The sequence below is a fragment of the Tepidanaerobacter sp. EBM-38 genome (genome assembly GCA_001896545.1).
GTDB lineage: Bacteria > Bacillota > Thermosediminibacteria > Thermosediminibacterales > Tepidanaerobacteraceae > Tepidanaerobacter.
In genome coordinates, this window is record MPOT01000041.1 from 1 (window position 1) to 22,385 (window position 22,385).

Below are 22,385 nucleotides of genomic sequence, written 5' to 3' on the forward strand. Positions count from 1 at the left end.
CACATGCAAGCCGAAGTGGTGGAACTGGCAGACGCGCTGGACTCAAAATCCAGTGGTAGCAATACCATGCGGGTTCGATTCCCGCCTTCGGCACCAGATATGACAATGACTACAGAGTTTTGGAACAAAAATCCAAAACTCTGTTTTTTTAGTTTTGACCACCAAAAAACATATTATATGTAAAAACCTACATATCGTTTTTCAATACATTATCTAATCTTTTTGCTGCTTTAATATCTGTATTTTTAGTTACCTTATTAATAAATATTACAATCTGTATGAAGATTGCTTTTTATAAAAAAACTTCTTGATTTTTGTATTAAACGATGGTACTCTATATATCATAGACATGCATTCGCAAGACGCGTACAAGAGGGGAGGTTAGATTAGCTGTAAAACGGTATTCCTTACTTGAATATGATGTTATTATAAAGGGGGAAAAGTAAATTGAATTTAAAACGAATGAGGAAACTATTTGTTGTATCTGTAATTCTTTTGTTAACAATGTCACTTGCGTTGTCAGGCTGTGGCAGCAAGCCGGCTGAAACAGAAAAGAAAGATGATGGTGCTGAACAAAAAGCTGCAGATGAAGATGTTATCAGAATTGGCGTTTATGAACCCATGACAGGGGCTAGTGCTGCTGGTGGCCAGATGACAGTAGAAGGTATTGAGTTGGCAAAGGAAATGTATCCAGAAGTGCTTGGTAAAGAAATCAAGTTGTTTATTGTAGATAACAAGACAGATAAAACTGAATCTGCTAATGCCGTTGCACGATTGATTGAAAAAGATAAAGTCTGTGTAATAATCGGTTCCTACGGTAGTTCAAATTCAATGGCTGGAGGACAAGTTGCTAAAGAGAAAAAAGTCCCGGTAATTGGATGTTCACCAACAAATCCTCTCGTTACCCTTGACAATGACTATTATTTTAGGGTGTGTTTCATAGATCCATTTCAGGGTAAAGTAATGGCAAAATACGCATTTAATACACTAAAAGCCAAAAAGGCCGCCATAATAATGGACATGGCCAATGATTACTCGGTAGGTCTTTCTAATTTCTTCAGAGAGGCTTTTATAGAGCTAACCGGAGATAAAGATGCCATTGTTGCTGAAACGAAATATAAGACAAATGACCAGGATTTTTCAGCACAGCTGACTGCAATAAAAGATTTAAAACCTGATGTAATTTTTGCTCCTGGTAATTATGGTGAATCCGCCTTGCTTATAAAACAGGCAAGAGACCTGGGAATTACCGCACCATTCCTTGGCGGAGATACCTATGAAGCACCGGAATTTATAGATATAGGCGGCAAAGAAGTTGAAGGAGTATCGTTTAGTACCCATTACACAGCTGAAGCTCCCGTTACCGAAGTTTCAAAAGAATTTTTAGATGCCTTTGAGAAAAAACATGGTCAAGCCCCGAGCGCTTTTGCAGCCTTAGGTTTTGATGCCTATCTTGTAGCTAGAGAAGCAATTGAAAAGGCCGGTTCTACAGATCCACAGGCTATAAGGGATGCAATTGCTAAAATTCAAGACTTTGAAGGCGCAACCGGTATAATTACCCTTGATGAAAATGGAGATGCAAATAAAAGCGCAGTGATAAAACAAGTAAAAGATGGTAAGTTCGTTTATATTGAAACAGTTCAACCCGATTAAACATAAGAATTTTTTAAAGTAAAATTTAGCATACCTTTAAACAATAAAATAAAATAGCTCTGCCCGGGGTATCCCGGGCAGATTCATGAAACTGGAGGTTTTTTCATATGACAGTTGGACTTTTTTTTCAGCATCTTGTCAATGGTATTTCCCTTGGAAGCCTCTATGCCCTTATTGCTATAGGATATACTATGGTATATGGAATTGTAAGACTTATAAACTTCGCTCATGGTGATATAATCATGTTGGCGGCATATTTTGTATTTTTTGGCGTAGGGATGTTTTCACTTCCATGGTGGCTGGCAGCCGTAGTCTCCATTGCACTTACGGTCTTGGTCGGCATAGTCATAGAAAAGGCCGCGTATAAGCCGCTAAGAGAGGCACCGCGAATCTCTGTACTAATTTCAGCTATAGGGGTTTCGTTTTTTTTAGAAAACATGGGTTTGGTAGTGTTTGGAGGCCGCGCAAAAGCATTTTACGTACCACCTATTTTTAAAGGTGTTATCAACATATCAGGTGTTTCAATCACAAGTCTTGGCATAATTATACCTATAATTTCTGCAATCTTATTGATCGGTATGGTGTATATTGTCAACCATACCGTAACCGGAATGGCAATGAGAGCATGTTCCAAAGACATGGATACGGCCAAGCTCATGGGTATAGATGTGGATGGAATAATATCATTCACATTTGGAATCGGTTCTGCCTTGGCAGCAGTAGGCGGCATTATGTGGGCACTAAAATATCCTCAGATTCATCCGCTCATAGGCATTATGCCCGGACTCAAGTGCTTTATAGCCGCGGTTGTAGGCGGTATCGGAAATATTCCAGGAGCTATGCTTGGGGGATTCCTTTTGGGACTTGGAGAAATTTTGCTTGTAGCATTTTTGCCTGGTCTTTCAGGATATAGGGATGCATTTGCATTCATTATTTTGATAGTAATTCTGCTGTTTAAGCCCACCGGTATCTTGGGTGAGAAAGTGGCAGAGAAGGTGTAGGTGAAAAATATGGCTAAAAAATATCGAAATGCTATTTTAACCACTGTTCTGATAGCAGCTTTTTTTATTTTTTTATCTTGGACTAAAACTCATTTAGATGCCTATGTAATGAGAATATTTAATCTTTGTGCGATAAATACCATTCTTGCGCTGAGTTTAAATTTAACCAATGGATTTACAGGTCTTTTCTCTTTAGGTACAGCCGGATTTATGGCTATCGGGGCATATACCAGCGCTCTTTTGACAATGCCTCCGGGTATAAAAACCATGAATTTTTTCATGCAGCCTATAAACCCAATGCTGTTAAATATCAATGTCCACTTTTTCTTTGCGCTGCTCATAGCCGGTATTTTGTCGGCCTTAGTTGGGTTTCTGATTGGTGCACCGGTATTGAAACTTAAGGGTGATTATCTGGCTATTGCTACATTGGGTTTTGGAGAAATAATTTCAGTTGTATTTACAAATACCCAGACGATTACTAACGGTGCCTTAGGTCTAAAGGGGATACCTCAATATACCGACCAATATTGGAGTTGGGGTGTAGCTATCGTAATTATTTTAGGATTAAAATCATTAGTAAACTCTAGCTATGGTAGAGCCTTCAAAGCCATACGTGAAGATGAAATAGCTGCACAGGCTATGGGTATTAATCTTTTTAGTCATAAGACACTATCATTTACTGTAAGTGCGTTTATTGCTGGCATTGGCGGTGCTCTTCTTGCAAATCTGAATTCAACAATAGATCCTACCATGTTTAGATTTTTCTTCACATATCAGATTCTGTTGATGGTTGTGCTTGGCGGCATGGGGAGTATTACGGGATCCGTTATTTCGGCATGCATAATAACGGTTCTGATGGAATTGCTTCGAGTAGTAGAATCGCCCATGGATTTAGGATTTATAAGCTTACCTGGAATTTCTGGAATGAGAATGGTGGTTTTTGCTATTCTTCTTATTCTGGTAGTATTGTTTCTGAGGCATGGGATAATGGGTGAGAATGAAATATCATGGGATATGCTGCTGGGAAAGGAGAGCGGTCATCGTGGCAATTTTGGAAGTCAATAAAATAACCATTAAATTCGGAGGTTTAACCGCAGTTTCTGATTTTTCATTAAATCTAAACGAGGGTGAAATAGTAGGCTTAATTGGTCCAAACGGTGCAGGCAAGACTACCGCCTTCAACGCCATAACCGGAATATATGTTCCTACATCCGGAAGTATAATGTTTCAAGGAAACGATATTACTAGACTTTTACCGGATAAAATAACAAAACTCGGAGTGGCAAGGACGTTTCAAAATATACGACTTTTTGAAAACATGTCTGTTTTTGAAAATGTTCTGGTAGGCCATCATCTTAGAATAAAATCGAGTTTTATTGATGCAACCTTGCGAACACCTAAATATAATAGAGAAGAAAAAATGATGAGAGATCAGACCCTTGAACTGCTGGAAAAAGTAAATCTCACGGAATACCTTAATGAAAAGGCAAGTTCGTTGCCATATGGTCAACAAAGACATTTGGAAATAGCACGGGCTCTTGCAACCCGCCCTAAACTTCTTTTACTGGATGAACCGGCTGCCGGAATGAACCCCAAGGAATCGGAAGAGTTAATGAAGTTTTTAAAACAAATCCGGGATAAATTTAACCTGACAATTTTGCTTATCGAACATCATATGCAAGTAGTTATGGGGATTTGTGAAAGAATTCTAGTACTTGATCATGGAATAACCATAGCTGAAGGCACGCCTGATGAAGTTCAAAACAATCAGAAGGTTATAGAAGCATATCTGGGGGTGGAGTTGGATGCTTGAAGTAAAAAATCTGAATGTAAGATACGGTGGTATTCATGCGGTAAGAGGCATCGATTTTAATGTTCCTGAAGGAAGTATCGTAACACTTATAGGTGCAAATGGTGCCGGTAAGAGCTCCTCTCTTAGAGCAATATGCAATCTAGTTAAGAAAACCGGCAATGTAGCATTTATGGGTCAAGACATTTCCAAAATACCTACAAAAGATATTGTAAAGATGGGAATAACCATGGTTCCCGAAGGCAGAAGGGTATTTAGTGATTTGACAATATATGAAAATCTGATTTTGGGTGCTTATACAAGAAAAGATAAAGAAAACGTAAAGAAAGACATGGAATGGGTCTACTCAATTTTTCCGCGGCTTAAAGAAAGGGAAACTCAGATGGCAGGTACGCTTTCAGGCGGTGAGCAGCAGATGCTGGCCTTGGGTAGGGCTTTAATGTCAAGGCCAAAGCTTTTAATGTTGGATGAACCGTCATTAGGCCTTGCACCAATACTTGTAAGGGATGTTTTTTCAGTAATAAAAAAGATTCATGATGATGGGGTAACAATTCTTTTAATTGAACAAAATGCTCGTATGGCTTTAAAAATAGCAGATTATGCTTATGTCCTCGAAACCGGAACAATAACACTTACCGGAACCGGAGAAGAACTTCTTAAAAATGACAAGGTGTTGAAGGCTTATTTGGGTGCGGTTTAGTTGCCGAAAAATTTAAGACTTACTTGAATTGAAAGATTAGGAAGAATTCTAAATAATTCTCCTGTAAGCTGTGGCAATATAAATTCTTTGAAGGAATTTTAAATACTAAAGTCGAATATTTAGAAGAATAAAGTGAGGGGAGGGCATATTACAAATTGAGTGCAGAAAAAGACCTCGTACGCCGGGCTAAGAGAGGCGATATTTCAGCCTTTGAAGACCTAATTTCCGGGTATGAGAAGAAAGTATATAATACTGCTTATCGATTTTTTAATAACGCAGAAGATGCTATGGATGTAAGTCAGGAGATTTTCATAAAAGTATTTACCTCCCTTCGTAGATTCAGGGAAGATTCAAGCTTCTCAACATGGCTATATCGTATTGCGGTAAATACGTGCATAGATTTTTTAAGGAAAAAGAGAGAGGATGTTCTTCCTATAAAAGAGGAAATAGTCATGGATGATAAAATAGAGTTAGGATTTCATACTGAATTGCCGGAAGAATTTGTGGAAAAGCAAGAGGCTAAACAAGCCATTATGAAAGCAATAAGCACCTTACCGGAAGAACAGCGAATATGTATTATATTAAGAGATGTCCAGGGCTTCAGTTATACTGAAATCAGCGATATACTATCATGCTCCCTCGGCACAGTAAAATCAAGATTATTCAGAGGCCGCCGGGCTTTAAAAGAAAACCTTAAGGATTCGGAACTTTTTTCAGCAAATGACGTCTAAATTTTATAAAGAGGGGGGAAGCAACGTGGCATGCAAAATTTACGAAGATTTGATTGACAAATATGTCGAAGGCCTGGTAACTGCTGAAGAAAAGAATATTTTAGAAGAACATATAAAAGTCTGCTCTGATTGCCGGCAAGAAGTAAAAGAACTTCAACAAATAATAAAAACGGCTGGTTCTTTGGAACAAATTGAGTTGCCACCAAATTTTGCACCCAACCTAATGGAAAAAATTAACAGCATTGCTTCCGAGCAAAGACCGGTTGATAAATCATCGCGTTTTATACGATTTTTAAGAAGTATTCCCGCATTTATATCAAATTCATATTATTATAACAAGAAGGCATTTACTGCGGTGATGAGCGTACTTATCATCGGTGTATTTGTGGTTACTTTATCCAAAATGGGAATTCTTAGTATGAATTATACTGAAAACAGTATAAAGGATGAAGCACCGCAGATTTCAGCACCTGCTGCCGAACCTTATGAGATGAGGAGCAGTTCCAAGATGCTACCACAGGATCAGATTGAAGATGAAAGTTTTGATGGAGCCAATGAGCTGAATATGGCGGGGCAGAGCTTGAAGACATTTGCAGCTGAGGAAAGAGCCCAAAAAATCATTAAAAATGCCGACATATCTATATATGTAGAGAATTTTGATGAAAAAGTCGATAAAATTATAAATTTTGTCGATGAATTAGGAGGCTATATAGAAAGCAGCCAAATTGAGGGTTCGGCATCTGCCGACTCATCTCGAAGAGCTTATATTACTCTAAGAATACCCCAAGCTGAACTTACAAAAGCTTTAGATGTGTTCAAAGCTATGGGGAAGGTCAGCAGCCAGCACATAGGCGGAGAGAACATTACCGAGGCATATTACGATACAGCCGCAAGAGTTCGTAATCTTGAGCAGCAAGAACAAAGGCTTCTTGAAATATTGCAAATGGCAAAAAGTGTCGACGAAGTATTGAAAATAGAAAATGAACTTAATCGTGTAAGAACAGATATTGATACACTGACGGGTCAACTTGTTGCGTGGGATAAGATGGTGGAAATGTCTCTTGTAAATTTAAATTTAATTGAACAGGAACCTTCAAAAGAAAAACTTGGCGCATTAAATTTACAGGAATTGTCACGAAGGGCGAAGCAAGGCTTTATTATAGCGATAAACTTTTTATTAAATCTATTGGCATCTTTAGCGGAAGTCATTGGGGCTTTGTTGCCTATAGCAATTATAGCAGGTGTTTTGTTTAAAGGCATTTACTCGATTATTAAAAGATTTACTAATCGGAAAAAGAAAAGCCGGCCTTAAATCCCTAAAGATATAGGGATTTTTTTGTTTCCTTGCAGGTTTTTAATAATTTTTGGTGAAATAATAGTAGTAAAATAGGAGTTGAGTAGTATGAAGAAAATGCTATTGATTGACGGAAACAGTTTACTTCACAGAGCTTTTCATGCACTACCGCCCCTGAGAACGTCCAAGGGTGTACATACTAATGCGGTATATGGTTTCCTCAATATGTTATTTAGAATTTTACAAGAGGAAAATCCGGATTATGTAACGGTAGCTTTTGATAAAAAAGGTCCAACATTCAGGCATGATGAATATGCGGCTTACAAGGCTACAAGGCCTAAGACTCCCGATGAGTTAATAGGGCAGTTTGATATTTTGAAAGAAATACTAAAAGCACTGAACATTAATTTTATTGAAGCAGATGGTTTCGAGGCAGATGATATATTGGGGACAATTTCAAAAAAAGGAGAGCAGGAAGGGATTTTTTCCATAATTGTAACTGGCGATAAGGATGCTTTGCAATTAGTTTCTTCAAAGACTAATGTTCTACTTACAAAAAAAGGCATTTCCGAAATGGAAACCTATGACCTGGAAAAGGTAAAATCAAGGTATGGCATATGTCCGGAAGCTGTAGCCGATATGAAGGGTTTGATGGGAGATAAATCCGACAATATACCTGGAGTGCCGGGAGTAGGTGAAAAAACTGCTACAAAGTTGATTCAGGAATTTAAAACATTAGATAATGTTTTAAAGAATACTGATAAGTTAAAAGGTAGGGTCAAAGAAAATTTAGAAAAATATGCCGAGCAAGCTGAAGCGAGTAAATACCTAGCTACAATTGTTAGAGATGTTCCTTTGGAATTCAACCCTGACGATATTGCTTACTGTGAGCCGGATTATGATAAATTGATAAACTTATTTAGGGATCTGGAGTTTTACAGCTTAATTGACAGGGTCAAAATACCTGCAACTGCCATAGATACGAAAGAGTTTGATGATAATGTAACGCAAAATATTGAAAACAATAATGCACTACAGAAATTAGTGAAAAAAATTAACTCCACAAAAAATATTGCGGTTCTTGTTGATGCTGAAAAAAAAGACTTGGTATCATATGCGATGGATGGTATATATATTTCAGTTGAAGACAAGTGTTATTCCATTAGTCATAAATTATTGAAAGAAAATAGCAGTATTTCATATTTGAAGCAAATTTTAGAGGATACTGCTATATATAAAATCACTCATGACGGTAAATTTACAAGAAATGTTTTGAGACAGTTAGGCATAGATTTCAGGTGCCAGTTTGACACTATGTTAGCTGCTTATCTTTTGGAATCATCAAAACCTCGTTATGATATACCGATACTTGTTATGGAATATTTAGGAAAGACACTTGCAGATACTTCCGGTTTTGATGAAAAAACCTCATATCTTTTTGAATTGAAGAAAATTATGGATGAGAAAATAAAGGATTATTTAATGGACAAACTCTTTTATGAGGTTGAAATACCATTTAGCGTTGTTTTAGCAGATATGGAACATGCAGGAATAAAGGTGGATTTTGCTAAGTTACAAGAACTATCTGAAAGATTTGGTAAAAAGCTTGCTGCTTTGACTGAAGAGATATATGATCTAGCTGGCACAGAATTTAATATAAATTCACCTAAACAGCTTGGTGAAATATTATTTGAAAAACTTTCATTGCCTGTTATCAAAAGAACTAAAACAGGCTACTCTACCGATGCTGAAGTTTTAGAAAAATTAAGACCGTCTCATCCTATAATAGAAAAGATTTTAGAATACCGCTTTTTAATGAAAATGAAATCGACTTATGCTGATGGGCTTTCTGCTTTGGTGGATAAAAAGACAGGCAGGATTTATACAAGCTTTAATCAAACAGTGACATCTACAGGGCGTATAAGCAGCACAGAACCAAATCTTCAAAACATACCTGTAAAAACTGAAGAAGGCAAGCACATTCGCGGGGTCTTTACCGCTGATGGGCCCGGTCATATACTTTTATCCGGAGATTACTCCCAGATTGAGCTTAGAGTTTTGGCACATATGTCACAAGACCCCGGTTTGATTGAGGCTTTTGTTAGCGGTGAGGACATCCATAGGCGTACAGCCAGTGAGGTTTTTGGCGTGGCACCAGAAGAAGTAACTCCATCGCTAAGAGATAAGGCCAAGGCAGTAAACTTTGGAATAATTTATGGAATAAGTGATTATGGTCTAGCTCAAAACTTAGGAATATCAAATCAGGAAGCAAAGGAATATATAGATGCGTATTTTGCAAGATATCCAGGAGTAAGAGATTATATAAGGGAAACCATAAAGTCGGCCAAGACCTTGGGATATGTTACCACACTGCTTAACCGCCGCCGTTATATTCCTGACATCAATAGTCGAAATTACCACCTGCGATCCTTTGCAGAACGGACGGCTGTAAACACACCTATTCAAGGCAGTGCTGCCGATATAATCAAAATAGCCATGGTCAAAGTATATGATAATTTAAGGCAGAACAATTTAAAGGCTAAGATTCTGTTACAGGTACATGATGAACTTATTTTAGATGTACCTGAAGAAGAGCTTATTATTGTTAAAGGAATACTAAAACAGCATATGGAAAATGCTATTCCTTTAAGTGTACCACTGGTAGTGGATTTTAAACAAGGCTTTACTTGGGAAGAATTGTAGAAGGGGGGATGGCTTTGACCGTAGTAGGCCTGACCGGTGGAATAGCCAGTGGAAAAAGTACAGTATCGTCATTGCTTAAGGATAAAGGTGCTGCTATAATAGATGCAGACGAAATAGCAAAAGAAACAATGTCAAAGGGTAAGCCTGTATGGGTTAGTGTTATAAATCATTTTGGAGAACAGATATTAAATGATGATAAAAGCGATATAGACAGAAAAAAACTTGCCGATATTGTATTTTCAGATAGAGTCCAACTAGAGGCCCTGAACAGTCTTACACATCCGGAAATTTTAAAAGAAATTAAAAAACAACTGGAAAACTATAAAAAAGCTGGAAGAAAAGTAATAGTTATTGATGCGGCGCTGCTTTTGGAGTCGGGTTTAGATACCCTTGTAGATGAAGTATGGTTGGTAGTTGTTGATGAAAAAACCCAACTAGAAAGATTAGTTATGCGAGAAAAGGATATGGATTTTGCTCAAGCTTTAAACAGGATAAAGTCTCAGATGCCATTAAAAGAAAAATTAAAATATGCAAATAGGGTTATAGACAATAATTCTAGTATAGAAGAAACGAGGGAACAGATAGATGAAATCTGGAGGGAAATTTCATAGTTGTGTCTAAAAAATCTGCAATAATATTGATAATAATTATTGGCGCTTTTGCCTTATACAACAATATATCTTGGTTCATGAAATACATTTACCCACTTAAATATGAAGAATCCGTCATTCGTTATGCGACAGAATATAATGTGGATCCGTATCTTGTGGCATCGGTAATAAAAGTAGAAAGCAATTTTTCGCCTAAAGCCGTATCAACACAGGGCGCCATAGGTCTTATGCAGTTAATGCCCGAAACTGCTCTTTGGGCTGCAGAAAAAATAGGAATACAAAACATCGATATATCAGATATTAACAACCCGGATCTTAATATAAGAATTGGAACATGGTATCTTGCCTCGCTGCTTAATGAATTTGATGATAATATTATTTTAGCTCTGGCTGCATATAACGGTGGCCGAGGTAATGTAGCCGAATGGCAAGCGCAAGGTAGTTTTGAAGAAAAAACAATAGACGAAATTCCATTTTCAGAAACCAGAAATTTTGTTGCAAAGGTAATAAAGTCCTATAAGTGGTACAAGCGACTTTATAAGCTGTGAGGTGAACATTTTTATGGATCAAGGAGTATTAATAATTTTAGTAATACTTATTTTAGGGGTACTTTCAAAAAACAATTCGCTTGCTTTAGCTGCTACTGTAATTCTTGGCTTAAAACTTATTAATTTAAAGCAAGTATTAATTTTTATTGACAAAAATGCATTGAAATGGGGTATAATCATTTTAACCATGGGAATTATTGCTCCTTTTGCAACAGGTGAAATCACTGTAAAAGATGTGAATGGAGCTTTAAAAAGCCCTTCAGCTCTTGCAGCACTATTAGCAGGAGCTCTTACGGTAATTCTTTCTGGTAAAGGGACCAATTTAATAGCGGAAAGTCCTCAGGTGGTTGTGGGTATTATACTTGGTTCTCTCATAGGTATAGCATTTTTCAAAGGTGTTCCCGTTGGCCCGCTTACAGCTGCGGGCATAGTTGCAGTAATTATGAAATACATAAAATAATAAGAGAGAGGTTTGCTTTATGGAAGAAATCAAATCATTAAATGATGTCAAAAACATTAAAATTGATTCAAAAAGGCGATTGTTCTCAGCCAATCACGACGAGATACTTGCCGGAATGACAACAGATATATATTTTATTAAAACCATGGAAATTTTGCGGCATATGAATATTTCAACAAAAGAAGTGGTGGCTGAAGTGTTCCCCAGAAAATCTGGCGTTATGTGCGGCGTTGAAGAGGTTGTAAGCCTTTTACGAGATAAAAACATTGAAATATATGCCCTTCCGGAAGGCGAGACCTTTGAGCCAAAAGATACGGTTATGAGAATAAAAGGTTCTTATGAAGAGTTTGGTATATATGAAACAGTTCTTCTTGGGATGATGGCGCATCCTAGTGCGTGGGCGACAGCAGCACGCAGTTGTCGAGAAGCTGCAGGAGAGAAGACTTGTATATGCTTTGGGGCAAGGCATGTCCATCCGGCTGTTGCACCGGTTATGGAAAGAGCGGCAGTAGTAGGTGGTGCCGATAATGCCAGCTGTATTTTAGCGGCAAAGCTTCTAGGCAGAGAACCCTCCGGGACTATTCCACATGCGGCTATAATAATGGCAGGAGATACTGTTAAAGTAGCAAAGGCGTATGATGAAATTATGCCGCCCGATTCTCCGAGAATAATTCTTGTAGATACCTTTAAAGATGAAGCTGAGGAAGCATTAAATATAGCTACAGCTTTAGGAAAGGACTTGGAAGGTGTGAGGCTGGATACTCCAAGTGAGCGTGGGGGTGTTACACCGGAGCTTGTATATGAAATCAGAAAGCGATTAGATCAAAAAGGCTATGACTATGTAAAAATATTTGTATCAGGAGGTCTTAGCCCTGAAAGAATAAAGATTCTTATTGAAGCTGGAGCAGATGCTTTTGGTGTGGGTAGCTATATATCCGGAGCCACACCTATAGATATGACACTAGATCTAAAAATGGTAGATGGAACACCTGTTGCCAAACGAGGTCGAATTCCCGGATTAAAGGATAATCCTAAACTTAAAAGAATGAAGTGATCTAATATAATAAGCATGGAAACCGAAGCATTATTTCAAGCTTTGAACATTCCTAGCTTAAGCATGAATAAGATTTTTGATGGTAGGAGCTGCAAAATTCAAGCTAATTGTACTTAAAAAACAGTTCCAACCTTATTATCGATTTAGCGATGATTTTATTGGGGTGCCGTAAATGAAAAGAAAATTGATAGCAATATTAATACTTATAACAGTATTTTTTAGTACAGCTTGTTCCGATACAAAGCATTTAAACCCCATTGAGCCAAAGGAACCTGAGAAACAAGAAACAGATGAATCTCCTCAAAGCGGCGGAACGGTTAGTCTTGCCACAACTTCGAATTTAAACCTAGATCCTTTAATGGCAAATGATGAGGAAACAAAGGCAATTCTAAGCATTATTTACGAAGGACTTGTGAGAATCGATGGTCAAGGCATGCTGCAACCTGCTCTTGCTGAAAGTTGGCAAATTGATGAAGATGGCAAAACATATACTATTACTCTGAGAACTGATGTAAAATGGCATAATGGGGAAACATTTTCAGCAGCAGATGTCAAAGCTACCTTCGATAGAATAAAAGAATTAAAAAAGTCTGTAAAAAAAGGCGAAAGGCCGGATTTTACTGAATTTGACAATGTCCAAAGCTACGAAGCGCTAGATAAAAATACTTTTATTATTTCTTTATATAAACCTGATGCTGATTTTTTATATGGCATGACTAGAGGCATTCTTTCAGCATCATTTATTGAAACATTAAAAGCAAATAAAAGTACAGAAAAAACAGTTTCAGAGTATATCGGTACAGGGCCTTTTAAAGTAGTTAACAAGTCAAGCGATTCAGTAAGCTTAATGCGAAATGATGACTATTTTAGTGAAAAACCATATATAGAAGAAATAAATATCAAAAATTTTCCGGATAATATTGCTATCAAAGAAGCCTTTAACAAGCGGGCAATTGATATGATTAATATTGAACCAGAGGACTGGAATGTATTTCATGAAATGGAAGATGTTTATCTGCTTCAATATCCTTCAAGATATTTTGAATTTATTGCAGTAAACTTAACTAATCCTATATTAAGTGATGTTAAGGTGCGTCAAGCTATACTTATGGGAATTGATCGCAACAGAATTCTCCAGGATACGACTTTAGGGCGGGGTTTAGTGATTGACGGTCCAATTTTACCTTATTCATGGGCTTTTAATTCTAATATGCAACATATAATGTATAATAAGAGAACGGCAGCGCAAAAACTTAAAGAAGCAGGCTGGGAAGACGAAGATAATGATGGAATTTTAGAGAAAACCATTGGTAAAAAGAAATATAAACTTGCATTTGAATTACTGGTCAATACTTCAAACGGAGCTAGATATCAAACAGCATCCCATGTGGAAAAGGATTTAAAAGAGTTAGGTATTTCTGTTAAACTGACAAATGTCACATGGGATGAATTGAAAAGCAAGGTTATGAGCAAAAAATATGATACTGCTATTATGGGGTGGAAACTTGCACCTAATCCAGATTTGCAGTTTATGTTTGCCAGCAGTGAAATAAAGAACGGATATAATTTTGTATCATATTCAAATCCCGAACTTGATGATATTTTAATTCGAGCTAAGACAAACTATGAGGGTAAAAAGGAACTTTTGTATGAGGTTCAAGAAATTATAAACCGTGATTTACCATATCTGTTTCTTTACAGTCCCAATGAAATTTTGGCTTTAAACAAAAGATTAAAAGGAGTCAAGCCTGACCCCATAAACCTGTTCAATAATATAAATGAGTGGTGGGTTGAACAATGAATTCATCTAAAAAACCCAATTTAGATGCAAAAGATATCTTAGCAATGATAATAGCAGCATTTGAGTTACTACTGCCTCCAGTGCTTATTATATTTGGTGCCGTTATGGTGATATATTATATGCTCAAGCTTTTGATAGCTTGAAATTCCTGGCTATTTTGTTTTATCAGATAAGCGGTTTTTCTACTAATAGCTATAAGCTTTTTGAAATCATAGGCATAGCCAGTAGACTTCAAAGTACAACTAAAAAGCGAGCTATATAGCTCGCTTAAAATTTACTCAGTATGGTGCGGAGAGCGGGAATTGAACCCGCACGGGATAACCCATACGCCCCTCAAACGTACGCGTCTGCCAGTTCCGCCATCCCCGCATATGACAATAAACATTATACCTTCTTATCGTTTTTATGTCAATACATCCCAAGCGATTTTTTCAAATCTCATTGTTTCATTATTATTTGTTTAGGTTTAAAAAAGAAGGGAGAGTTTGAAAGTGAAAGCCTTACTTGTTATCGATATGTTGAAAGATTTTATTGATGAAGGCGGTGCTTTGAGTGTGGGGCCGCAAGGTAAAGCCATTATAGGGTTTATAAAGGAAAAAATAAACAATTTCAGGGAGCATGACTATCCGGTTATATTTATTTGTGATAACCACGAAAAAAACGACAAGGAGTTTGAGATGTTTGCTCCTCACTGTATTGCCGGAACTTACGGTGCAAAAATAATCGAAGATTTAGATGTAAAAGATGATGATAAAATAATAGCAAAAAGACGTTACAGTGCCTTTTTTGGAACTGATTTGGATCTATATTTAAGGGAAAATAAAGTTGATGAGATATTTCTGGCGGGTGTTTGTACAAATATTTGTGTGCTTTATACGGCTGCTGATGCTAGAAATTTGGCATATAAAGTGAATATTTACAAAGACGGGGTAGCTTCTTTTGATGAAGAGGCACATAATTTTGCATTAAAAGAGGCCAAAAACACATTAGGCTGCTTGATTATTTAATGGTTTTCGCAGTTGCATCCCTTGTTATGGTCAGAATGACCGCAGTCTTTATCCTTATGTTGATGATTACAGTAGTTTGAAGGGTCTACAATTTTTATGCTGTCTAACTGTGATTTTAAATTTGCCTTCATAGAATCGATATAAAGCCGGCGTAGGTATGCCTGCTCTTTTTTTTCTTCTTCGGAAAGGCCGTCATTTTTTTGCTTTTTATAAAGTTCGTTGATGCGAGCGATTTGTTCCTTTGATACCATAAAAAATCATCCTTTTCAAGTTTTTTGAAGTGAACTTTCATTATAATGTATAATATAATTATAAAGATTTTCATAAAAAATTCAAATCGGAGAGAAACATGGATATAAAGCAAGACATAATTTGTTTTTCAAAGGAAATAGGTTTGGATAAAGTCGGTTTTACAACAGCTAAGCCGTTTGTGCATGAAAAGAAAATTTTATTAGAAAGAAAGGCAAAAAATCTAATATCCCCCTTCGAAGAACAGGATATTGAATTTAGATGCGATCCGGAAAAATCTCTGCCAGGCGCTAAGACCATTATATGTTTTGCCATGGGGTATCTTATATACCCGCAAAGCTCATTAGAGGTTGTTTCATCTCACATAGAAAGCAGGTTTGAGGGTAAAATTTCTAGGTACGCCCAGGTTAAGGATTACCATGTCGTACTAACTGAAAAATTAAAAAATGTCGTTGATTTTATTTCAAAAAAACGGTCCGGCAGATTTAAAATTATAGTTGATACAGGCAGCCTCATTGAAAAAGCTGCTGCCAGACGGGCGGGTTTAGGATGGATGGGCGAAAACACATGTTTTTTTACATCAGAATTGGGCTCGTGGATATTTTTAGGGGAGATTCTAACAGATATTGAAATCGAACCGGACAGCCCTATTGAAAGTAACTGTAACGGATGTGGCAGCTGCGTAAGTGCGTGCCCTACAGGGGCACTAACGGCACCTTTTCAAATAAATCCGTATAGATGTCTTTCTTATATTACTCAGATGAGGGGGCATATTCCGGAAGAATTTAGAAAAGTTTTGGGTGATAGGATTTTTGGATGTGATACATGTCAGGAGGTTTGTCCTTGCAATCAAAAGGTAAAAATCCCCAATCATAAAGAGTTTATACCTGATATTCCGGTAGAAAGAGATTTGGAAAAGCTTGCAATATTGAGCAAGCAAGATTTTAATATGATATTTAATAATATAGCTGCCGGCTGGCGCGGAAGAAACGTTATTCGCCGAAATGCCGTATGTGCATTGGGGAACCTGAGAGATAAAAATACTAGAAAATTACTGGAGACATTAACCAAGGATCCGTCGGAAATTGTAAGAGAACAAGCTCGTTGGTCATTACAGAATTATCCATGTCTTTAAGAGACATCATATCCTGGCAGGCACCTGCAAGTTGATATTTTACGCGGCAATCTCTGTTTTTAAACTGCTCATCCATGGAATTTATAAATAGAGGTGGCAAAAGAAATGCCTTCTGCCACCTTTTGACTGATTATTGGGGTGTGTACCAGCCGCGCTGATTCATTGCGTCAAAAATCATCTTTGCGTGTTGTTGTTCTTCATCTTGAATCTGCCGAAGTGCATTTCTTACAGTTTCGTTGGCGGCCTCCATTATTGCTGTTTCATAAGTTCCTGAAACATATTTTTCTGTCATAAGCATATCGTTTAGGATATCTTTATCGATTGTAGTTCCGGCTATATTTGTGTTTTGCGCTTGATTCACTAAAATACCTCCTTGTAGAAAAAATTATTGGCTTTACTATTGAGTTTAACTTTGTTGTAAAAGCCGGTTAATAGTGTCAATGTGCTGCTGCTCGCGACTGGCAAGGGTTTTAAACATAGAGGAAAGCTCTGTATCCTGCATTTGATTTGCATAATTATTATACTTTACAACACAAATCTGCTCATGACTTAAGGCATCCTTTAGCAGCATGGTCTCCTTTTGAGTTAATGGCAACTGATTCACCTCCAATAACTTTCATTCAACAGTCTTATTTTATCCCGTAATTTAAGTTACTATGCCTTAATTGTATTTTTCAAAACAAGTACATATTTTCAAATTGTGGTGATGAAATTTTTGATGAAATATAATTAAAAAAGGTTGAATGATGAATACTAATAACAGCAACAATAGGGAGGATGATTTTTTAAAAATATCAAAAACATCGGTGAGTTAGATAGCTTACTTTGTATTAGTAATTGTTCGAGCAAGAAAGAATTGAGGATTTTTCTGTTAATAAGTAGGGCAAAAGTTGATGACATAGGATGAACTTGTGATATAATAAAAATGTTAAACTTTATTTTGAACAAGTATCCGAGGATATTACTAAAAGGATAGAAAGTATAGCAGGTGATGAATTTGAGGCAGGTATATCTTGATAACAGTTCTACAACTAAGGTTTTGGATGAAGCAGCGCAAACTGTTTTTGATATAATGACAGTGTATTTTGGCAACCCATCTTCTCTGCATGGAAAGGGAATTGAAGCCGAGAAAATAATGAAGCAGGCACGTGAGAAGGTAGCACAAGTATTAGGTGTAGACCCTGGCGAAATATATTTTACCTCAGGTGGAACAGAGTCTAATAATTGGGCTATTAAGGGAGCTGCCCACAGCCTTCGACGGCAGGGCAATCATATTATAGCCACATATATTGAACACCCATCGGTTTTAGAGGTGTTTAAGGCTCTTGAAAACGAGGGCTTTAAAGCTACATATATTAAAGTAAATAAAGAAGGTTTTATAGACATAAATGAGTTAAAAAATTCATTAACACCGGAAACTATTCTTGTAAGTGTTATGTATGTAAACAATGAAGTGGGATCGATTCAACCCATAGAAGATATAGCCGAAATTATTAAAACACATAACAAAAATATACTTTTTCACGTTGATGCGGTACAGGCCTTTGGGAAAATGCCTCTTGTTCCTAATTTAAAAGGTATTGATTTATTGTCTTTGAGTGGTCATAAAATATATGGTCCTAAAGGGATTGGCGCTCTTTTTGTAAGAGATAAAGTGCGCATAGAACCCCTTTTACATGGCGGTGGTCAAGAATCAGGCCTTCGTTCAGGAACGGAAAATATGCCAGGAATTGCCGGATTAGGTGTGGCAGCCGAAGCTTGTTTTAATAATATGATAAATTGGCAAAGTAAAATGCAGGAACTTAAAAAATACTTAAAAGATGGTATACTAAAAGAAATTCCGGGTGCGGTTTTAAATGGTCCTGAGATAGGGGCTCCACATATTCTAAATATTTCTTTCCTCGGTACAAGGGGAGAAATACTTCTACACGCGCTTGAAGCTAAAGGCATATATGTATCTACAGGTTCGGCTTGTTCCTCCCACAAGAGTGGAACAAGTCATGTATTAAGAGCCTTAGGTAAGAGTCCTGAAGAACAGGATAGTGCTTTAAGGTTTAGCTTATCACCTTTTCTTTCATTGGATGACATGGATTACACCATACAAGTCCTTACTGAAGAAGTAAAAGAAATAAGAAAGTTTGTAAGGAGGTAAAAATGGAGAGTCTTTACTTGATAAGTTTTGGTGAAATAGCCTTAAAAGGCGGAAATAGACCTTTTTTTGAGAGAATTTTGATGCAGCGAATTAAACAAGCGTTGAGACCTTATGATGAAAACGTCCGTCTTCAAAAAACTCATGGACGAATTTATTGTTTTACAAAAGCCCCGCGAGAAAAAGTAATGAATGCCTTAAAAAAAGTTTTCGGTATAGTTTACATAAGCCCTGTGTTAAGCTGTGAAAATGATTTAGAACAAATAAAAAGAGCTGCTCTTGAAGTAGTCAAGGGCCAAAAATTTGAAGGTAAAACTTTTAAAGTAGAAACCAGACGACCTAATAAATCTTTTCCGCTTAAATCTCCTGAAGTGAGTCGAGAAGTAGGGGCACATATTTTAAGTAATCTGGGAAATTTAAAAGTCGATGTTCATAATCCTCAAATAAGGGTTGATATCGAAATTCGGGAAAAGGCTTTCGTTTACTGCGAAAGAGTTTCCGGACCGGGAGGGCTGCCTCTAGGATGTAATGGAAAGGCCGTATTGCTGCTTTCCGGAGGTATTGATAGTCCGGTAGCTGCTTATATGCTTATGAAGCGAGGAGTTGAAATTGAACCGGTATACTTTCACAGCTTTCCCTTTACAAGTGATAGGGCAAAAGAAAAGGTAATAGGCCTTTGCAGAGTCTTGGCAGGGTATTCGGGTCAAATGCGATTGCATGTGGTAAATTTCACGGAAGTTTTAAAGCAAATTAGTAAAGATACTCCTGATGAATTTTTAACTATAATTATGCGGCGTATGATGATACGAATAGCTCAAGAAATTGCTGAGAATGTAGGAGCAAGAGCGCTAGTAACAGGAGAGAGCTTGGGTCAAGTAGCAAGTCAAACTATGGAAGCATTAGTTGCAACCAATGAAGTTGCTACAATGCCGATATTTCGCCCGCTTATCGGTTATGATAAAATAGAGATTATGGACATTGCAAAGGAAATAGGGACATATGACATTTCCATAGAGCCATATGCGGATTGCTGTACGGTTTTCGTACCTCATCATCCTAAAACGCGTCCGGACCTTTTAAGTGTTCACAAGGCAGAGAGTGGAGTTGATGTAAAAAAATTGACAGAAATAGGTCTTGCTGATATTGAAATTATAGATGTGCAACCATAGTTTTAACTGCAAGATGTTCTAATTATTATAAAATAATTTCTAAGAATTATAAATATACCAAATGACGGTTCAAAAACCGTCTTTGCTTTTATGGGAAATAATTTTGAAAGAAAAATTATTAAATGATAATGAGGCGATTTTTTTTAATATTTCTAAAAGCTATAAACATGTATTAAAATGATAATTTTTTTTTAGCGAAGAACTTCTTGTCGAAAACGGTCCTTAAAGTATATTTGACAAAGGTTTCCCTAAATAGTAAGCGTAAAACATTTAAGAGAATATTAAAGGCATATTTCTTGCATTATTTTAAGGGTGTAAAACAGATAAAATGGTCAGATATTTTAAACTAGTAGCTAAATATTATTTGAAATAAGAATTGGAGGGAGATTAATTGCGTGTAATGCACCATCCCATTTTAGGGGATGAGACAAGACAATTTAATGCTACGATTACAGTGGATGGGAAAAAAATACAAGCTATTGAAGGAGAGCCGATTGCCGCAGCCCTTCTTGCCGCAGGCATAAAAAAATTTAGAGAAACTCAGAAACATCATAAACCCAGGGGAATATTTTGTGCAATTGGCCGTTGTACTGATTGCGTAATGACAGTTGACGGTATTCCCAATGTCAGAACATGTGTTACACCGGTTAAAGACGGAATGATTATAAGCACTCAGAAAGGTCTTGGGGAGTGGGGTGACAGATTATGAAAACAACGGATATCGCCGTAATAGGTGCCGGCCCTGCTGGTCTTTCGTGTGCCGTGGAAGCTGCAAAGGCCGGGGCAAAGGTAACGGTGCTGGATGAAAACTTAAAACCCGGGGGACAACTCTTTAAGCAAATCCATAAGTTTTTCGGATCAAGGGAACATAGAGCTGGAACTCGAGGATTTCGCATAGGTCGGCAGCTTTTGGAAGAAACCGAAAAACTTGGTGTAGAAGTACTGCTTGATGCTGCTGTTTATGGAATTTATGAGGACCGCCTTATAGCTTTTATTACCGATGGGAAAGATCACACTTTAAAAGCTGAAAAGATAGTGATGGCAACCGGTGCCTCAGAAAATGCATTGGCTTTTCCGGGATGTACACTGCCCGGAGTTATGGGTGCGGGTGCGGCGCAGACCATGATTAATGTAAATCGCGTTTTGCCGGGACAAAAAATTGCAATGGTAGGGTCTGGAAATGTTGGTCTTATAGTTTCATATCAATTGATGCAGGCAGGAGCTGATGTGGTTGCATTGATAGAGGCGGCTCCTAAAATAGGCGGGTATGGAGTTCATGCCTCGAAGATTCGAAGGGCTGGTGTTCCGATATACATCTCTACTACAATTAAAGAAGTGGCAGGAAAAGAAAAGGTAGAGGAAGTTATCACTGTAGAACTTGATGAAAAGTGGCAGCAAGTTAAAGGAACTGAAAAGCAATTTGATGCTGATACTGTTTGCCTTGCTGTTGGACTTTCGCCTCTAACAGAACTTGCCTGGATGGCAGGTTGTGAGTTTACCTTTATACCTGCATTGGGAGGTCATGTCCCTATTCACAACAGAAATATGGAAACAACATTAAAGGGTATATATGTAGCCGGTGACATCACAGGCGTTGAAGAAGCATCTTCTGCTATGGAAGAAGGACGACTAGCCGGTGTAGCGTGTGCCGAAAGTTTAGGATACTATGATGAAGAACAGGCTCTAGAGCTGAAAAATCAAATTTGGGACCGATTGGATGCATTGCGTACAGGGCCGTTTGGTGAAGGAAGATTTACAGCTAAGCTTAAGCAGATAAGTGCAAGGAGGCAACTGGCATGACACAAAAATCGGGAGTAATTTATCAAGGGTTTCCTTCGGAAGAGGAGCTTTCTAAAATTCCTGGAGTTCCGTCAAAAGACCGCATTCAAAAGGGCCCGGTAGCTTGCATAGAATGTGTCCAGGAGATACCGTGCAATCCATGTGAAGAGGCGTGCCCTTATGGCGCCATTACTGTCGGTAAACCTATTACTAATTTACCGGCACTTGATGAAGATAAGTGTATTGGCTGCGGAACATGTATAGCGGCATGCCCGGGACTTGCAATATTTCTATTAAACATTTCGGGGGAAAAAGCTGAAGTCAGTTTTCCGTTTGAATATTATCCACTACCTAATAAGGGCGATGAAGTTGATTGTGTTGATCGAAAAGGCAGTGTAGTGGTTAAGGGTAAAGTATTAAGAATAATCAAATCTCCAAAATACGATGCTACTGCCGTTATAACGGTTGAAGTGCCTGTCCAATATATGAACATAGTTCGGAGTATAAAACGCCTAGGGAGGTCTGAATAAT

Annotated in this window: 24 protein-coding genes and 2 tRNA genes; 22 read left to right on the forward strand and 4 right to left on the reverse strand. The window is 37.5% G+C overall.

The window, feature by feature from the left end; genetic code table 11:
• Positions 1-9: 9 nt before the first annotated feature.
• The 15 genes from BUC45_RS04515 (at position 10) to BUC45_RS04585 (ending at position 14,509) form a co-directional block, all read left to right on the forward strand.
• A tRNA-Leu gene (locus BUC45_RS04515) sits at positions 10-96 on the forward strand.
• A gap of 366 nt (positions 97-462) precedes the next feature.
• Positions 463-1,653 carry an ABC transporter substrate-binding protein gene (locus BUC45_RS04520; protein ID WP_366749741.1) on the forward strand — a complete coding sequence of 397 codons (1,191 nt, stop codon included), beginning with the start codon at positions 463-465 and terminating at the stop codon, positions 1,651-1,653.
• A gap of 107 nt (positions 1,654-1,760) precedes the next feature.
• Positions 1,761-2,654 carry a branched-chain amino acid ABC transporter permease gene (locus BUC45_RS04525; protein ID WP_296970681.1) on the forward strand — a complete coding sequence of 298 codons (894 nt, stop codon included), beginning with the start codon at positions 1,761-1,763 and terminating at the stop codon, positions 2,652-2,654.
• Positions 2,655-3,719, forward strand: coding sequence for a branched-chain amino acid ABC transporter permease (locus BUC45_RS04530; protein ID WP_366749702.1), 1,065 nt, complete (start codon positions 2,655-2,657; stop codon positions 3,717-3,719).
• Positions 3,697-4,467 (forward strand): ABC transporter ATP-binding protein, encoded by a 771-nt coding sequence (locus BUC45_RS04535; protein ID WP_296970683.1) that lies wholly within the window; start codon positions 3,697-3,699, stop codon positions 4,465-4,467. Before BUC45_RS04530 ends, BUC45_RS04535 begins: the two co-directional genes overlap by 23 nt.
• Positions 4,460-5,164, forward strand: coding sequence for an ABC transporter ATP-binding protein (locus BUC45_RS04540; RefSeq protein WP_296970684.1), 705 nt, complete (start codon positions 4,460-4,462; stop codon positions 5,162-5,164). Before BUC45_RS04535 ends, BUC45_RS04540 begins: the two co-directional genes overlap by 8 nt.
• Before the next feature lie 155 nt (positions 5,165-5,319).
• Positions 5,320-5,895 (forward strand): RNA polymerase sigma factor, encoded by a 576-nt coding sequence (locus BUC45_RS04545; RefSeq protein WP_296970685.1) that lies wholly within the window; start codon positions 5,320-5,322, stop codon positions 5,893-5,895.
• Between the two features lie 25 nt (positions 5,896-5,920).
• A complete protein-coding gene (locus tag BUC45_RS04550) occupies positions 5,921-7,207 on the forward strand; it encodes a DUF4349 domain-containing protein (RefSeq protein ID WP_296970686.1) in 1,287 nt (428 codons plus the stop codon).
• 90 nt (positions 7,208-7,297) lie between these two features.
• Complete coding sequence (gene polA, locus BUC45_RS04555; protein WP_296970687.1) at positions 7,298-9,892, forward strand: DNA polymerase I; 2,595 nt, start codon at positions 7,298-7,300, stop codon at positions 9,890-9,892.
• Between the two features lie 14 nt (positions 9,893-9,906).
• Positions 9,907-10,503, forward strand: a complete 597-nt coding sequence (gene coaE, locus BUC45_RS04560; protein ID WP_366749706.1) for a dephospho-CoA kinase — start codon at positions 9,907-9,909, stop codon at positions 10,501-10,503.
• Between the two features lie 2 nt (positions 10,504-10,505).
• Positions 10,506-11,051, forward strand: a complete 546-nt coding sequence (locus BUC45_RS04565; protein ID WP_296970689.1) for a lytic transglycosylase domain-containing protein — start codon at positions 10,506-10,508, stop codon at positions 11,049-11,051.
• 13 nt (positions 11,052-11,064) lie between these two features.
• Entirely contained in the window at positions 11,065-11,511 is a 447-nt protein-coding gene (locus BUC45_RS04570) for a DUF441 domain-containing protein (RefSeq protein ID WP_296970690.1), read from the forward strand.
• A 19-nt stretch (positions 11,512-11,530) separates the two neighbouring features.
• Positions 11,531-12,565 (forward strand): nicotinate phosphoribosyltransferase, encoded by a 1,035-nt coding sequence (locus BUC45_RS04575; protein ID WP_296970691.1) that lies wholly within the window; start codon positions 11,531-11,533, stop codon positions 12,563-12,565.
• 172 nt (positions 12,566-12,737) lie between these two features.
• Positions 12,738-14,366 carry a peptide ABC transporter substrate-binding protein gene (locus BUC45_RS04580; RefSeq protein WP_296970692.1) on the forward strand — a complete coding sequence of 543 codons (1,629 nt, stop codon included), beginning with the start codon at positions 12,738-12,740 and terminating at the stop codon, positions 14,364-14,366.
• Positions 14,363-14,509: a hypothetical protein gene (locus tag BUC45_RS04585; protein ID WP_296970693.1), complete on the forward strand. Its 147-nt coding sequence runs from the start codon at positions 14,363-14,365 to the stop codon at positions 14,507-14,509. Before BUC45_RS04580 ends, BUC45_RS04585 begins: the two co-directional genes overlap by 4 nt.
• Positions 14,510-14,650: 141 nt before the next feature.
• Here BUC45_RS04585 and BUC45_RS04590 read toward each other — a convergent pair.
• Positions 14,651-14,735, reverse strand: a tRNA-Leu gene (locus tag BUC45_RS04590).
• Positions 14,736-14,857: 122 nt separating this feature from the next.
• Here BUC45_RS04590 and BUC45_RS04595 point away from each other — a divergent pair.
• Positions 14,858-15,373 carry an isochorismatase family cysteine hydrolase gene (locus tag BUC45_RS04595; protein WP_296970694.1) on the forward strand — a complete coding sequence of 172 codons (516 nt, stop codon included), beginning with the start codon at positions 14,858-14,860 and terminating at the stop codon, positions 15,371-15,373.
• Here the strand turns inward: BUC45_RS04595 and BUC45_RS04600 are convergent.
• On the reverse strand, positions 15,370-15,624 hold the full coding sequence (locus BUC45_RS04600; protein ID WP_296970695.1) for a DUF896 domain-containing protein: 255 nt from the start codon (positions 15,622-15,624) through the stop codon (positions 15,370-15,372). The two genes, BUC45_RS04595 and BUC45_RS04600, sit on opposite strands and share 4 nt — an antisense overlap.
• 98 nt (positions 15,625-15,722) lie before the next feature.
• On the opposite strand from BUC45_RS04600, the gene queG reads away from it, so the two are divergent.
• Positions 15,723-16,757, forward strand: coding sequence for a tRNA epoxyqueuosine(34) reductase QueG (queG, locus tag BUC45_RS04605; protein ID WP_296970696.1), 1,035 nt, complete (start codon positions 15,723-15,725; stop codon positions 16,755-16,757).
• Between the two features lie 130 nt (positions 16,758-16,887).
• On the opposite strand, the gene BUC45_RS04610 is transcribed toward queG, so the two are convergent.
• Together BUC45_RS04610 and BUC45_RS04615 are read right to left on the reverse strand one after the other, a co-directional pair.
• Positions 16,888-17,118, reverse strand: coding sequence for a spore coat protein (locus BUC45_RS04610; RefSeq protein WP_296970697.1), 231 nt, complete (start codon positions 17,116-17,118; stop codon positions 16,888-16,890).
• 45 nt (positions 17,119-17,163) lie between these two features.
• Positions 17,164-17,361: a ferritin-like domain-containing protein gene (locus BUC45_RS04615; RefSeq protein WP_296970779.1), complete on the reverse strand. Its 198-nt coding sequence runs from the start codon at positions 17,359-17,361 to the stop codon at positions 17,164-17,166.
• Between the two features lie 387 nt (positions 17,362-17,748).
• Here BUC45_RS04615 and BUC45_RS04620 point away from each other — a divergent pair, with 387 nt between their 5' ends.
• The 5 genes from BUC45_RS04620 (at position 17,749) to BUC45_RS04640 (ending at position 22,384) form a co-directional block, all read left to right on the forward strand.
• Positions 17,749-18,909 (forward strand): cysteine desulfurase family protein, encoded by a 1,161-nt coding sequence (locus BUC45_RS04620; protein ID WP_296970780.1) that lies wholly within the window; start codon positions 17,749-17,751, stop codon positions 18,907-18,909.
• A 2-nt stretch (positions 18,910-18,911) separates the two neighbouring features.
• Complete coding sequence (gene thiI, locus BUC45_RS04625) at positions 18,912-20,075, forward strand: tRNA uracil 4-sulfurtransferase ThiI (RefSeq protein WP_296970698.1); 1,164 nt, start codon at positions 18,912-18,914, stop codon at positions 20,073-20,075.
• Positions 20,076-20,466: 391 nt separating this feature from the next.
• Positions 20,467-20,784: a (2Fe-2S)-binding protein gene (locus BUC45_RS04630; RefSeq protein ID WP_366749711.1), complete on the forward strand. Its 318-nt coding sequence runs from the start codon at positions 20,467-20,469 to the stop codon at positions 20,782-20,784.
• Positions 20,781-21,875: an NAD(P)/FAD-dependent oxidoreductase gene (locus BUC45_RS04635; RefSeq protein ID WP_296970699.1), complete on the forward strand. Its 1,095-nt coding sequence runs from the start codon at positions 20,781-20,783 to the stop codon at positions 21,873-21,875. Before BUC45_RS04630 ends, BUC45_RS04635 begins: the two co-directional genes overlap by 4 nt.
• The gene (locus BUC45_RS04640) at positions 21,872-22,384 is read left to right on the forward strand and encodes a 4Fe-4S binding protein (protein ID WP_296970700.1); all 513 of its coding nucleotides are present in this window, start codon (positions 21,872-21,874) and stop codon (positions 22,382-22,384) included. Before BUC45_RS04635 ends, BUC45_RS04640 begins: the two co-directional genes overlap by 4 nt.
• The last annotated feature ends 1 nt before the right edge of the window (position 22,385 follow it).